This is a genomic window from Lysobacter rhizosphaerae, assembly GCF_054779795.1.
The window spans coordinates 217358-231208 of sequence record NZ_BAAGXO010000003.1; the positions used below are offsets into that span (position 1 = coordinate 217358).

Below are 13851 nucleotides of genomic sequence, written 5' to 3' on the forward strand. Positions count from 1 at the left end.
CAGTGCTCCTTAGGCGGCTTCGGCTTCGTCAGCGGCGGAGTCGGCATTGCCGATCGCGCTGTCGCTCTCATCGTCACGGCGACGACGCTCGGGCTTGTCGCCCTTCTCGTCCTTGAACTTCATGATCAGGGACTGTTCGGTGTCGGCCGCGTCGCGCTTCATGACCAGGTGGCGCAGCACCGCATCGTTGAAGCGGAAACCGTCGACCAGCTCGTTCAGCACGCTCTGGGTGCACTCGATGTTGAGCAGGACGTAATGGGCCTTGACCAGGTTCTCGATCGGATAGGCCAGCTGGCGGCGGCCCCAGTCTTCAAGACGGTGGACCTTGCCCTCGCCGCCCTCGATGAGCGACTTGTAGCGCTCGATCATGGCCGGCACCTGCTCGCTCTGGTCCGGATGGACCAGGAACACGACTTCGTAATGACGCATGTTTTGTTTCCTTGTGGATGCCAGGACGCGGATGCGCCCCGGACAGCCCCCCGAACGGCCGGGATGGCCGTGGTGGAGCAAGGTCTCCCACGACCGAAGCCGCGGGAGCCGGAAAGTATGGCAGGTTCAAGGGCTTAGGTGCAAACCGCCCCGCCCCGACCTACCCCTTGCTGGCGGCGATCCAGGCGTCGATATGGCGTTCCAGCGCCTGCAGCGGCACCGAACCGGTCGAGAGCACCTCGTCGTTGAACGCCCTCACGTCGAAACGGTCGCCCAGCTGGGCCTTGGCCCGGGCCCGGAGCTCCGAGATCTTGAGCTGGCCGACCTTGTAGGCCAACGCCTGCCCCGGATCGCCGATATAGCGGTCGATCTCGTTGACGATGTCCTGGTCGGTCTTGGGGGCGTTGTCCTTGAAGAAGGCGATCGCCCGCTCGCGGCTCCAGCCCTTGGCATGCATGCCCGTGTCCACGACCAGGCGCACGGCGCGCCACATCTCATAGGCCAGCTGGCCCATGCGGTCGTAGGGATCGTCGTACAGGCCCATGTCGAAACCGAGCTGCTCGGCGTAAAGCCCCCAGCCTTCGCTGTAGGCCACGAAGTAGGCGGTGCGGCGGAACATCGGCGCATCGGGCAGTTCCAGCGAACGGGCGAACTGGAAGTGGTGGCCCGGCACGGCCTCGTGCAGCGACAGCGGCATCATTTCCCAGGTTGGCCGCACCTCGGGCTTGAACAGGTTCACGTAGTAGAAGCCGGCGCGGCTGCCGTCGGAGGCGCCTGCCTGGTAATACGCCGTGGTGGTATCCGGGGCGATGTTGTCCGGGATCGGCCTGACGCCATAGGGCTGGCGCGGAATGATCCTGAACGCCTTCACCAGCTCCGGGTCGATGCGCTTGGAGATGTCGCGGTAGTGCGTGAGCAGCGCTTGGGGGGTCTTCTCGAAGAAACGGGGATCCGTGCGCAGGAACGTGAAGAACTCCGGCAGCGAGCCCTTGAAGCCGACTTCCGTCTTGATCTTCTCCATCGCAGCGCGGATGCGCGCGACTTCCTTCAGTCCGAGCGCGTGGATCTGGTCCGCGGTGAGGTCGGTCGTCGTGTAATAGCCGGCCAGGTAGTCGTAATAGGCCTTGCCGTTGGGCAAGTCGGCCGCGGCGATGGAGTCGCGCGTTTTCGGCAGGTACTCGTTGTTGAAATAGGTCTGGAGCGTGCGATACGCAGGCACGACGCGGTCGCGGATGACGCGCTGCGCCTCGGCCTGCAATCCGGCACGGTCGGCCTGCGGTACGCCGTCGCGGAACTTCTTGAACGCGCCGTAGAACGGACTCTGGGTCGGATCCTCGACGATCTGCGCCGCGATCTGCCGCGGCACGCGCTGCATCAGTACCTTGGGCGGCATGCTGCCGGCCTTCACGCCTTCGCGCATCAACGCGATGGTCTGGTCGACGAGCACCGGCAAGGCGTCCATGCGCTTGAGCCAGTCTCGGTAGTCCTTGGTCGTCGCGAACGGCAGCACCTCCGCCACGCCGTCCAGGGTCTGGACCCCGCCCTGGTGCCCGAGCGGCTGCAGCCAGGTCCGGAACTTCTGCCTTTCCACGCTTTTTTCCTGCAGCCACAGGAAGGTGTCGTAGTTCAACTGTTCGGCGGGCGACAAGGCATTGCGGTCGATGGCGCGAATGCGCGCCAGGGCCGCACGGTCCGCGGCCTCGCTGGCCTGGATCGCGGTGAGGCTCACATCGGACCAGCGGTCGTTGTAGCGCGGATCGCCCTGGTAGCTGGCGTTGACGGGGTTCTCGCGCAGGCCGCGCTCCCATTCCTCGTCGAAGAGCTGGTGCATGGCCCGCGTCGCGTCGGTGGACTGCGCCTGCGTTGGCGGCGCGACGAACGCGACCAGCATCGCCGCGGCCGCGGCAAGGTTTCGGAACATGAGCAACTCCCCGGATGTCGACGCCGGAGTCTAGCGCGGCGCTTGCGCGCGCCACCCTGCCGAAGGTTGGGAGTCGCGACCGCGGTCAGGCGGCGCGGTCGGCTTCCGTGGTGAAGCTCTCGCCGCAGCCGCATTCAGCGCTGGCGTTGGGATTGCGGAACACGAACTGCTCGCCGAGCCGCTGCTTGACCAGGTCGATCTCGGTGCCGTCCACCATCGGCAGGCTCACCGGATCGACATAGATCCGCACGCCGTCCTGCTCGAACACGTGGTCCCCCTCGCGCTGGTCCTTGGCCAGGTCGGCGAAGTGCTGCCAGCCCGAGCAGCCCGTACGGGTCACGCCGAAACGCAGGCCGATCGCATCGGGCGCCTCGACCAGGTAGCGCTGGACACGGGCAAGAGCGGCGGAAGCGAGGGTGACGGCCATGGGTACTCCAAGGTGGTGCGGGAATTATAAGTCGTGCAGTTCCGTGCGTCGCCGCTATCAGCCGCGCGCGCCGGCTAGCCGACCCGCCGATTCATTTGATCCGCGGGCGGGTAAACTTCCCGCTTTCCCCATATCGGCCCGCGGCGGCCAGGATTCAAGGCATGACGGTGGTCAGCGTCGAACATGCGCTCGCAGGCAAGCTGCCTGCCGGCGGCGAAGTCACGGTCCGCGGCTGGGTACGTACCCGACGCGATTCCAAGGCCGGGCTGAGCTTCGTCAATGTCAGCGACGGCTCCTGCTTCGCGCCGATCCAGGTCGTGGCGCCCAGCACCCTGGCCAACTACGAATCCGAGGTGAAGCACCTCACCGCCGGTTGCGCCGTCGTTGCCACCGGCACGCTGGTGCAGTCGCAGGGCCAGGGCCAGGCTTTCGAGATCCAGGCTTCGAAGCTCGAAGTCGTCGGCTGGGTCGAGGACCCCGAGACCTATCCCATCCAGCCCAAGGCCCACTCGCTGGAATTCCTGCGCGAAGTCGCCCACCTGCGCCCGCGCACCAACCTGTTCGGTGCGGTCACGCGCATCCGCGACTGCCTGGCCAAGGCCGTGCACCGCTTCTTCCACGAGCAGGGCTTCTACTGGATTTCGACCCCGATCATCACGACGTCGGATGCCGAAGGCGCCGGCCAGATGTTCCGCGTCTCCACGCTGGACGTGGCCAACCTGCCGCGCGACGGCAAGGGCAACGTCGACTTCGGCCGCGACTTCTTCGGCAAGGAAACCTTCCTGTCGGTGTCCGGCCAGCTCAATGTCGAGGGCTACTGCCTCGCGCTGAGCAAGGTGTACACGTTCGGCCCGACCTTCCGCGCCGAGAACAGCAACACCTCGCGCCACCTGGCCGAGTTCTGGATGATCGAACCGGAAATCGCCTTCGCCGACCTCACCGAGAACGCGAACCTCGCCGAAGCGTTCCTGAAATACCTGTTCCGCGCCGTGCTCGACGAGCGCATGGACGACCTCACCTTCATTGCCGAACGCGTCCAGCCCGACGCGATCACGCGCCTGGAGGCCTTCATCAACGCACCGTTCGAGCGCATCGACTACACCGATGCGATCTCGCTGCTGCAGAAGTCGGGCAAGAAGTTCGAATTCCCGGTGGAATGGGGCCTGGACCTGCAGACCGAGCACGAACGCTGGCTCACCGAGGAACATGTCGGCCGCCCCGTGGTGGTGATGAACTACCCCGAGCACATCAAGGCCTTCTACATGCGCCTCAATGACGACGGCCGTACCGTCGCCGCGATGGACGTGCTGGCGCCTGGCATCGGCGAGATCATTGGCGGTTCGCAGCGCGAGGAACGCCTGGACCTGCTCGATGCACGCATGGCGCAGTTCGGCCTGGATGCCGCCCATTACGGCTGGTACCGCGATTTCCGCCGCTACGGCACGGTGCCGCACGCGGGCTTCGGCCTCGGCTTCGAGCGACTGGTGGTCTACGTCTGCGGCCTGAGCAATATCCGCGATGCGATTCCGTATCCGCGCGCGCCGGGCAGTGCGGAGTTCTGACGAGCGATGCGCGGAACAGCAACGCCGTTCGGCTTCGTCATCCCGGCGCACGCCGGGATCCAGTCGTTGCCGCTGCCTTCCATCCAACTCGCCTCACGAAAAAGCTGGATCCCGGCGTACGCCGGGATGACGAGTAAGACATGATCCTGTTCTTTGCCCTGCTCTTCGTCGCCACCGCCATCGCCGGCGCGTGTGCGTTCGTGATCTTCTGGCCGCTGTCGCTGGTGCATATCCGCGACCGGCATCCGTCGATCGGCGCCAAACTCGGTACCGGCGCCTTCCTCAATCCCACCGCACTGGGCTGGCTGCTGCGCGGCGGTTACCGGGAAGCCAACGATCGCAACCTCACCGGGCTCGCCTCGCCAGCACGCATTTCGCTGCTGACGATCATCATCGCCCTGATCCTGGCCGGCCTGCTGTGGGCCCTGTCGACGGTGGTTTCCGCATGAGCAGCATTCCCGAAGGCGCACGCGACGAATGGTGGCTGGCCACGCTCGGCCGCACCGTGATCTGGGCGCGCCTGCGCGTGCTGGAAGCCGGCACGGCGGAAGTCTTCGACAGCGATGGCGCCACCCTGCCCTACGACAGCGAGGACACCGCGCGCGCGTCGCTGATGGATGCCGAATTCGTTGCTCTCGATGGGCTCGACGAGGACGATGCGGGCGAGCGTGGCTTCGCGCTCGGCGAACTGGTCCCGCCCCAGTCCGACGATGACGACGCGCTGCGCGCCCTGATGATCCAGAAGCTGCCATCGCGCCACTGAGCATGTACCGGCCCGCCTCCTTCGTCGAAACCGATCTGGCGGCACTCGATGCGCTGATCGAACGCGACAACTTCATCACCCTGATTACCGTGCGCGATGGCGTGCCCACGGTGAACCACTTGCCGGTGCTTTATCACCGCGATGGCGACTCGGTCCGGCTGCGCGGCCACTGGGCACGTCCGAATCCGCAGGCGCGGCACGCCGGTCCCGCCACCATGGTGGTGCATGGCCCGCACGCTTACGTATCGCCGTCGTGGTATCCCGACAAGGAAGAGGAGGCGCGCGTACCGACCTGGAACTACGCCGTCGCGCACCTGACCGGAACGTTGGAGACCTTCGACGACGAGGCCTCGCTGGCCGCGCTGGTCGACGATCTCAGCCACCAGCACGAGGCCCGGGTCGGCCGCGACTGGCGCTTCGAGTACGAACGCGACGACCACCGCAGTCAGCTGCGGGGCATCATCGGCTTCCGCTTCCACGTCGACACCGCTTCGCTGAAGTTCAAGCTCAACCAGAACCACCCGGTCGCCAACCGCCTCGCGGTTGCCGAACAGCTCGAAACGCAGCAACGCGACGACAGCCGCGACATCGCCGCGCTGATGCGCGCCCGCACCCCACTGGAAACCTGAAGCCATGGATCTCAACCTCAACGGCAAGCACGCACTCGTCTGCGGCGCCAGCCAGGGCATCGGCCTGGCCACGGCGAAGGCCCTGGCCGAACTCGGTGCCGACGTCACCCTGCTCGCTCGTCGCGCCGACGTACTGGAGCAGGTCGCCGCGCAGTTGCCGCGTCCGCGCGCATCGCAGGCCCATGGCTGGATCACCGCCGATACCGCCGATCTCGAGCGCCTGCGCGCACAGGTCGAAGCGCTGTGCGCCGGCAAGCCCGTGCACATCCTCGTCAACAACAGCGGTGGCCCGCCGCCGGGCACCGTCCGCGGCGCGGAAATCGCCGCCTTCGAAGCGGCCTATCGCCAACATCTGCTCGCCAACCACGTGCTCGCCGAGTCCGTACTCCCCGGCATGGAACGCGACGGCTACGGCCGCATCGTCAACGTCATCTCCACGTCCGTGAAAGAACCCCTGCGCGGCCTGGGCGTCTCCAACACCACGCGCTGGGCCGTGGCGAGCTGGGCCAAGACCCTCGCCACGGAAGTCGCGGCAAAGGGCATCACCGTCAACAATGTGCTGCCGGGTTCGACCGAAACGCCGCGCATCGAGCAGATCATCGAATCCACGATGGCCAAGACCAGCCAGGACCGCGACGCGGTCTACGCGAAGATGGCCGCGGAGATCCCCATGGGCCGCTTCGCCAGGCCCGAGGAAACCGCGGCGGCCATCGCCTTCCTGTGTTCGCCTTCGGCGTCCTACATCACCGGCGTCAACCTGCCGGTCGATGGCGGACGTACCCGCTCGCTCTGACCGGACCTCCCATGAACGCCATAGCCCCGAGCGAACGCCGTGACGGCGACCGCGTGCCCTACGCCTCACGCGTGATGATCGTGCGCGGCGAGTCGGCCTGGTTCGCGCAACTGCTGGATCTGTCCGAGGGCGGCTGCGGCGTTTTCCGCCCGGACGGCTGCGAACTGCGGGAGGACGAAGTCGTCCGCCTGTTCTTCTACCAGGACACGGAAACCAGCGCGGTGATCGTCCCCGCCCGCGTGGCCCGCATCGATGGCGTGCGAATCGGCATCGAATACCACGAACCCCAGGCCATCCCCCCGCGTTGAGTGGGGTGCCGTCGATACGCCCGGCCGGTTAAGCTTGGCGGATGCGTCTGACTCACTGGATTGGCGGTAAATCGCACGAAGCGGCCGATGGCCGCTGGCTGGAAGTATTCGATCCGGCCACGGCGAAACCCTTTGCGGAAGTCGCCCGCGGCACCGCCGGCGACGTGGAAACCGCGATCGGCGCGGCGCAGGCCGCGTTTCCTGCGTGGTCGGCATTGCCCACCACGGACCGCGCGCGCTGGCTGGAAAAGCTCGCCGACGCGCTTGAAGCCAGGCTGGAGGATTTTGCCCACGCCGAATCGCGCGATGGCGGCAAGCCGATCCGCCTGGCGCGCGAAGTCGAAATCCCCCGCGCCATCTCCAACCTCCGTTTTTTTGCCCACGCCGCCACGCAGTTCGCCAGCGAGTCGCACCATGGCCAGGCCGGGCTGAACTACACGCTGCGTTCGCCATTGGGCGTCGTCGCCACGATCTCTCCCTGGAACCTGCCGCTATACCTGTTCACCTGGAAGATCGCGCCGGCGTTGGCCGCGGGTAACAGCGTGGTCGCCAAACCGTCAGAAGTCACGCCGGTGACAGCGACGATGCTGGGCGAACTGGCGGCCGAGATCGGATTTCCGGCAGGCGTGCTCAACATCGTGCACGGGCTGGGGCCGGAAGTGGGCGAACCCCTGGTGACGCATCCCGGCGTGAAGGCGATCTCCTTCACCGGCAGCACTGCCGTCGGCAAGCGCATCGCCACGATGGCTGCGCCGTTGCTCAAGAAGGTATCGCTGGAGCTCGGCGGCAAGAACCCGACCCTGGTGTTCGCCGACAGCGACTGGCGCGCGCAGCTCGACACGATCGTGCGTTCCGCCTTCCAGAACAGCGGCCAGATCTGCCTGTGCGGCTCGCGCATGCTGGTCGAGCGCCGCATCTACAACGAATTCCGCGATGCGCTGGTCGAACGCGCCGTGTCCCTGCGTGTCGGCGACCCGATCGACGAGGACAACAACCTCGGGCCACTGGTGTCGCAGGCCCATTTCGACAAGGTCATCGCCGCCCTGGCACGCGCGCGCGACGAAGGCGGCCATGTGCTTTGCGGTGGCAGCGCGCTGGATCGCCCGGGCTGGTTCGTGGCACCAACAGTGATCGAGAACCTGGGCCCGGATTGCGCCAGCAACCGCGAGGAAATCTTTGGCCCGGTCGTGACATTGCAGCCCTTCGACAACGACGACGAAGCCGTACAGCTGGCCAATGCCGGCGATTACGGCCTTGCGGCCTCGGTTTGGACGCGTGACCTGGGTCGCGCCCATGGCGTCGCCGCGCAGCTGCGCATCGGCATGGTGTGGATCAACACCTGGCTGATGCGCGACCTGCGCACACCCTTCGGTGGCACCGGCGCTTCCGGACTCGGTCGCGAAGGCGGCATGGAAGCCATGCGTTTCTTCACCGAACCCAAGAACGTGGGCATTGCCCTTGCGCCCGCAACCACCGGAGCCTCGCGGCGATGACGACACTCGATGAACTGCTGCGCAACAACCGCGAGTGGGCCGACAGCGTGCGCCGCGAAGATCCCGCGTTCTTCAAGCGCCTTTCGCAGCAGCAGGCGCCGAAGTACCTGTGGATCGGCTGCTCTGATTCCCGCGTACCCGCCAACCAGATCCTCGGGCTGGCGCCGGGCGAGGTGTTCGTCCACCGCAACATCGCCAATGTCGTGGTGCACGCCGACCTCAACTGCCTGTCGGTGATCCAGTTCGCCGTCGACCTGCTCAAGGTCGAGCACATCCTCGTGGTCGGCCACTACGGCTGCAGCGGCGTGCATGCCAGCCTGACCGGCAGGCGCGTCGGGCTCGCCGACAACTGGCTGCGGCACGTGGGTGATGTCGCGCAGAAACACATGGTCCTGCTGGACGAAGTCGAAACCGATTCGATGAAGCATGCCCGCCTGTGCGAACTGAACGCGATCGAGCAGGTAGTCAACGTCTGCCAGTCCACGATCGTGCAGGATGCCTGGGCGCGCGGGCAGACGTTGTCCGTGCACGGCTGGGTGTACAGCCTGCTCGACGGCCGCGTGCGCAACATGGGCATGGACGTATCCGCGCCGGAGGAACTCGCCGGCGCGTACGACACCGCGCTGAAACGGCTGAGCGGAAAGCGCGGAGAAGACGAATGAGCGATGTCATCCGGGCCAGCGCAGCGCCCAAGCCCGTCGGCACCTACCCGCACGCGCGCCGTGTGGGCGACCTGCTATTCCTGTCCGGCATCGGCCCGCGCGATCCGGCCACGAATGCGATTCCCGGCAATGAATATTTTGCCGACGGCCGCGTGCGCAGCTACGACATCACGGCACAGACCCAAGCCGTGTTCGCCAACGTACGCGCTGTGCTCGAAGCCAGTGGTGCCCGCTGGGAGGACCTGGTCGACGTGACCGTCTATCTCACCGACATGGCACGCGACTTCAAGGCCTACAACACGGTGTGGGCCGCGCATTTCCCCGACATCGACACCGCGCCCTGCCGCACGACGCTGGGCATCACCGCGCTGCCGACGCCGATCGCGATCGAACTGAAGTGCACCGCCGTGGTTCGTGCCGACAACAGCCAGGATTAAGCCCATGCTGCCCGCCCCGTTGAACCTGCAAGCCTGGATCGAGGAACACCGCCACCTGCTCAAGCCGCCGGTCGGCAACAAGTGCATCTACGACGGCGACTTCATCGTGATGGTGGTGGGCGGTCCGAACCAGCGCACCGACTACCACTGGGACGAAGGCCCGGAATGGTTCTACCAGCTCGAAGGCGAGATGGTGCTGCGCATCCAGGAAGATGGTGCCGTGCGCGACATCCCGATCAAGGCAGGCGAAACTTTCCTCCTGCCGCCGCGCGTTCCCCATTCGCCGCAGCGCATGCCGGACTCGATCGGACTGGTCATCGAACGCAAGCGCCTGCCGCACGAGCTGGATGGACTGCAGTGGTTCTGCGAGCAGTGCAACGAAAAGCTGTACGAAGAGTTCTTCCCGCTGAAGAACATCGAAACCGATTTCCCCGCGGTATTCGACCATTTCTACTCCTCGCGCGAACACCGGACCTGCCGCAGCTGCGGACACCTGAATCCGGCGCCGTCGAAATACGTAATGGCGGATACCTGATGCCGCGCACCGGCCCACGGCAGCAACAAAACACCGATTAGGCTTAAGCCGCGCCCGCGGTCGACAATGGCAAACAACCCAAGTAATTGCGTTTGGGTCTGAGTAGAAAGCAGATGCTGAAGATCGACACCCACGCCCACTACCTGCCGCGCGACTGGCCCGACCTCGCGCGCAAGTACGGCGACGACCGTTTTCCGGTCATCCACCACACCGACGACGGCCGCCATCGCATCTACAAGGACGGCAAGTTCTTCCGCGAGATCTGGTCCAAGACCTGGGACGCGCAGGAGCGCATCGACGACTACGCCCGTTTCGGGGTGCAGGTGCAGGTGATCAGCACGGTGCCGGTGATGTTCAGCTACTGGGCGAAGCCGCAGCACGCGCTCGAACTGCACCAGTCCCTCAACGAACACATGGCCGACACCTGCCGCAGTTACCCGCGCCACTACGCAGGCATTGGCACGGTGCCGCTGCAGTCGCCGCGACTGGCCGTGCAGGAGCTGGAACGCTGCATGGACCAGCTCGGCCTGCAGGGCGTCCAGATCGGTTCGCACATCAACGACTGGAACCTGGACGCGCCGGAGCTGTTCGAGTTCTTCGAGGCGGCGAGCGAACTGGGCGCCGCGATCCTCGTACACCCATGGGACATGATGGGCACGCCGTCCATGCCGAAATACTGGCTGCCCTGGCTGGTGGGCATGCCGGCTGAGCAGTCGCGCGCGGCGTGCTGCCTGGTGTTCGGCGGAGTGATGGAGCGCCTGCCGAAGCTCAAGATCTGCCTGGCGCATGGCGGCGGCAGCTTCCCGTACACCATTGGCCGGATCGAGCACGGATTCAACATGCGCCCCGACCTGGTCGCGACCGACAACCCGCGCAATCCGCGCGAGTACCTCGAGCGTTTCTACTTCGATTCCTGGGTCGCCGATCCCCGCGCGCTGCGCTACCTGCTCGATACCTGCGACGTTTCGCGGGTCATGCTGGGCACCGATTACCCGTTCCCGCTTGGCGAGCAGACGCCGGGCGCGGGCATCGAAGCCCTGCAACTGGGCCAGGCCGAGCAGGCACGCCTCTACCACGGCACGGCGCTGGAATGGCTGGGCCTGTCCAAGGCCCGCTTCGACGTCACGCCCTGAATGAAGCGTCGCTTCGCTTCGAACGAACCAGTGCGGACACGCACGAGCCCCTGATGACCGACTTGTATTCCCTTGCCCACGCCGACGCACTCGACGCCGCCGATCCGCTGCGCGGCCTGCGCGACGAGTTCCTGATCCCGAAACACGAAGGCCACGACCAGGCCTACTTCTGCGGCAACTCCCTCGGCCTGCAGCCGCGCGGCGCGCGTGCCCACGTCGAGGAAGTGCTGGACAAGTGGGCGATGGAAGCCGTCGAGGGCCACTTCACCGGCAACGCGCAGTGGATGCCGTACCACGAACTGGTGCGCGAGCCGCTGGCGCGCGTCGTCGGCGCCCTGCCGTCGGAAGTCGTGGCGATGAACACGCTGACGGTGAACCTGCACCTGATGATGGTCAGTTTCTACCGCCCGACGCGCGAGCGCCCGGCCATCCTGATCGAAGCCGGGGCGTTCCCCTCCGATCGCCACGCCGTCGCATCGCAGGTGCTGTTCCACGGCTTCAATCCCGAGACCGACCTGATCGAACTGGAAGCCGACGAACCCAACGGCACCATCTCGATGGCCGCGATCGCGCGCGCCATCGCCGAGCACGGCCATCGCCTCGCGCTGGTGCTGTGGCCGGGCGTGCAGTACCGCACCGGGCAGGCGTTCGACCTGAAGGAAATCTCGCGCCTCGCGCATGCGCAGGGCACGATGTGCGGCTTCGACCTGGCCCATGGCGTCGGCAACCTGCAGCTCGAGCTGCATGCCAGCGATGCCGACTTCGCCGTGTGGTGCCACTACAAGTACATGAACTCCGGTCCGGGTGCCGTGGGCGGCTGTTTCGTGCACGCGCGCCATGCCAGTACCGACAAGCCGCGCTTCGCCGGCTGGTGGGGCCACGACGTCAGCACGCGTTTCCGCATGGGGCCACAGTTCGTCCCGACTGCGGGTGCGGATGGCTGGCAGCTCAGCAATCCGCCGATCCTCGGACTGGCACCGTTGCGCGCGTCGCTTGAACTGTATGACCGGGTCGGCATGCAGGCATTGTGCGAGCGTTCGCGGCGCTTGACCGGCTACCTCGAAACACTGATCAACGCGCGCCTGGGCGATACGCTGCAGATCGTCACGCCGGCGGACCCGCTGCAGCGCGGCTGCCAGCTTTCGCTGCGCGTCATCGGTGGCCGGGGCATGACGGGTAGAAACGCTGGCCGCGCCCTGTTCGAATACCTGCAAACCAACGGCGTGCTGGGCGACTGGCGCGAACCCGACGTGATCCGCATCTCCCCCGCCCCGCTCTACAACACCCACAACGACGTGCTTCGCTTCGCGCAGGCCGTGGAGAACTGGCGTCATGGCTGAGCGTCGCATCACGATCGTCGGCGCCGGCCTCGCCGGCGCGCTGCTGGCCACCCTGCTCGCGCAGCGCGGCTGGAAGGTGGATGTCTACGAAAAGCGCGCCGATCCGCGCGTGCAGGGCTATGGCGGCGGCCGTTCGATCAACCTGGCCCTGGCCGAACGCGGCCGCCATGCACTGCGCATGGCCGGTGGCGATGACGAAGTGATGGCGCAGGCGGTGATGATGCGCGGCCGCATGGTGCATTTCCTCGATGGCCGCACCGACCTGCAGCGCTACGGCAAGGACGACAGCGAAGTCATCTGGTCGGTGCATCGCGGCGAGCTCAACCTGATCCTGCTCGACCTCGCCGAGGACGCCGGGGCCACGCTGCACTTCCAGCGCGGACTGGCAGGCGTCGACTTCGACAGCCGCACCGCACGCTTCAGGGACGACCGCGACGGCAGCCTGCACGAAACGGCCTTCGATTCGCTGGTCGGCGCCGACGGCGCCGGGTCTGCCCTGCGCGCCGCGATGATGAACGTGGCCGACCTGGGTGAGCGCACCGAATTCCTCGGCCATTCGTACAAGGAACTGGAAATCCCGCCGTCGCCCGAAGGCGGTTTCAGCATCGAGCCCAACGCCCTGCATATCTGGCCGCGCGGCCGTTACATGTGCATCGCATTGCCGAACGACGAACACACCTTCACCGTCACCCTGTTCCTGCCGAACGAAGGCGATCCCAGCTTCGCGACGGTAAGGAATGGCACGGATGCGCAGTCGCTGTTCGAACGCGACTTCGCCGACGCGGTACCGCTGATTCCGAATCTGCAACGCGACTTCGAACAGAACCCCGCCGGCCTGCTGGCTACGCTGTACCTGGACAACTGGCGGATCGACGATCGCGCCGTGCTGCTCGGGGATGCCGCGCACGCCATGGTGCCGTTCCATGGCCAGGGCATGAACTGCGCTTTCGAGGACTGCGTGGCGCTGGCGAACCACCTGGAGCGCAATGCGGATCGCGCCGCGGCGTTCGCCGCCTTCCAGGAGGAGCGCCTGCCGAACGCGCGCGCAATCCAGCAGATGGCGCTGGAGAACTACCTGGAGATGCGCGACCGCGTCGACGACGAGGATTACCTGCTGCAACGCGCGCTCGAGCGGAGCCTGGCCGAACGCCACCCCGACCGTTTCGTGCCGCGCTACGCGATGGTGACATTCCGTCGCCTGCCGTACGCCGTGGCGTTCGAGCGCGGGCAGCTGCAGCGCGAGCTGCTGGTGGAGCTGACGCGGGGCCATGCGTCGCTGGACACGCTGGACTGGGACGCGGTCGATGCCGTCGTCCGCGAGCGCCTGAAGCCCTTGCCGGTGGAAGCCTGACTTCCACGGTTAGCCGCCCCTCTTCCTGTCGCGCCGTTCTCAGCTCCTGAGACCGGCCCGCGCTATAG

General features: G+C 66.3%; 16 protein-coding genes. 13 read left to right on the forward strand and 3 right to left on the reverse strand.

Annotation, left to right across the window (positions count from 1 at the left end):
* Window positions 1–9 precede the first annotated feature (9 nt).
* From rpsF to ACYVGE_RS05960, 3 genes are all read right to left on the reverse strand, one after another.
* The gene (gene rpsF / locus ACYVGE_RS05950) at window positions 10–429 is read right to left on the reverse strand and encodes a 30S ribosomal protein S6 (protein ID WP_310052797.1); all 420 of its coding nucleotides are present in this window, start codon (window positions 427–429) and stop codon (window positions 10–12) included.
* A gap of 160 nt (window positions 430–589) precedes the next feature.
* Entirely contained in the window at window positions 590–2350 is a 1761-nt protein-coding gene (locus ACYVGE_RS05955; protein WP_460727983.1) for a DUF885 domain-containing protein, read from the reverse strand.
* Between the two features lie 85 nt (window positions 2351–2435).
* A complete protein-coding gene (locus tag ACYVGE_RS05960) occupies window positions 2436–2777 on the reverse strand; it encodes a HesB/IscA family protein (RefSeq protein ID WP_460727985.1) in 342 nt (113 codons plus the stop codon).
* A gap of 161 nt (window positions 2778–2938) precedes the next feature.
* Between ACYVGE_RS05960 and asnS the strand changes: the two genes are divergently transcribed.
* The 13 genes from asnS to ACYVGE_RS06025 all read left to right on the forward strand — a co-directional run bounded on the left by asnS (window position 2939) and on the right by ACYVGE_RS06025 (window position 13783).
* Window positions 2939–4339 carry an asparagine--tRNA ligase gene (gene asnS / locus ACYVGE_RS05965; protein WP_460727987.1) on the forward strand — a complete coding sequence of 467 codons (1401 nt, stop codon included), beginning with the start codon at window positions 2939–2941 and terminating at the stop codon, window positions 4337–4339.
* A gap of 140 nt (window positions 4340–4479) precedes the next feature.
* Entirely contained in the window at window positions 4480–4788 is a 309-nt protein-coding gene (locus tag ACYVGE_RS05970; protein ID WP_460727989.1) for a hypothetical protein, read from the forward strand.
* Window positions 4785–5102, forward strand: coding sequence for a hypothetical protein (locus ACYVGE_RS05975; protein WP_460727991.1), 318 nt, complete (start codon window positions 4785–4787; stop codon window positions 5100–5102). The genes ACYVGE_RS05970 and ACYVGE_RS05975 overlap by 4 nt, the downstream gene beginning before the upstream one ends.
* A gap of 2 nt (window positions 5103–5104) precedes the next feature.
* The gene (locus tag ACYVGE_RS05980) at window positions 5105–5731 is read left to right on the forward strand and encodes an FMN-binding negative transcriptional regulator (protein ID WP_460727993.1); all 627 of its coding nucleotides are present in this window, start codon (window positions 5105–5107) and stop codon (window positions 5729–5731) included.
* 4 nt (window positions 5732–5735) lie between these two features.
* Window positions 5736–6524, forward strand: coding sequence for an SDR family oxidoreductase (locus ACYVGE_RS05985; RefSeq protein ID WP_460727995.1), 789 nt, complete (start codon window positions 5736–5738; stop codon window positions 6522–6524).
* An 11-nt stretch (window positions 6525–6535) separates the two neighbouring features.
* The gene (locus ACYVGE_RS05990) at window positions 6536–6832 is read left to right on the forward strand and encodes a PilZ domain-containing protein (protein ID WP_310052806.1); all 297 of its coding nucleotides are present in this window, start codon (window positions 6536–6538) and stop codon (window positions 6830–6832) included.
* A gap of 41 nt (window positions 6833–6873) precedes the next feature.
* On the forward strand, window positions 6874–8325 hold the full coding sequence (locus ACYVGE_RS05995) for an aldehyde dehydrogenase (protein WP_460727998.1): 1452 nt from the start codon (window positions 6874–6876) through the stop codon (window positions 8323–8325).
* Window positions 8322–8987 carry a carbonate dehydratase gene (gene can / locus ACYVGE_RS06000; protein ID WP_460728000.1) on the forward strand — a complete coding sequence of 222 codons (666 nt, stop codon included), beginning with the start codon at window positions 8322–8324 and terminating at the stop codon, window positions 8985–8987. Before ACYVGE_RS05995 ends, can begins: the two co-directional genes overlap by 4 nt.
* Window positions 8984–9424: a RidA family protein gene (locus ACYVGE_RS06005; RefSeq protein ID WP_460728002.1), complete on the forward strand. Its 441-nt coding sequence runs from the start codon at window positions 8984–8986 to the stop codon at window positions 9422–9424. The genes can and ACYVGE_RS06005 overlap by 4 nt, the downstream gene beginning before the upstream one ends.
* A gap of 4 nt (window positions 9425–9428) precedes the next feature.
* Window positions 9429–9959 (forward strand): 3-hydroxyanthranilate 3,4-dioxygenase, encoded by a 531-nt coding sequence (locus tag ACYVGE_RS06010; RefSeq protein ID WP_457097555.1) that lies wholly within the window; start codon window positions 9429–9431, stop codon window positions 9957–9959.
* 113 nt (window positions 9960–10072) lie between these two features.
* Entirely contained in the window at window positions 10073–11092 is a 1020-nt protein-coding gene (locus ACYVGE_RS06015; protein WP_310052814.1) for an amidohydrolase family protein, read from the forward strand.
* 53 nt (window positions 11093–11145) lie between these two features.
* Window positions 11146–12432 (forward strand): kynureninase, encoded by a 1287-nt coding sequence (kynU, locus tag ACYVGE_RS06020; protein WP_460728005.1) that lies wholly within the window; start codon window positions 11146–11148, stop codon window positions 12430–12432.
* Complete coding sequence (locus ACYVGE_RS06025; protein WP_460728007.1) at window positions 12425–13783, forward strand: FAD-dependent oxidoreductase; 1359 nt, start codon at window positions 12425–12427, stop codon at window positions 13781–13783. Before kynU ends, ACYVGE_RS06025 begins: the two co-directional genes overlap by 8 nt.
* The last annotated feature ends 68 nt before the right edge of the window (window positions 13784–13851 follow it).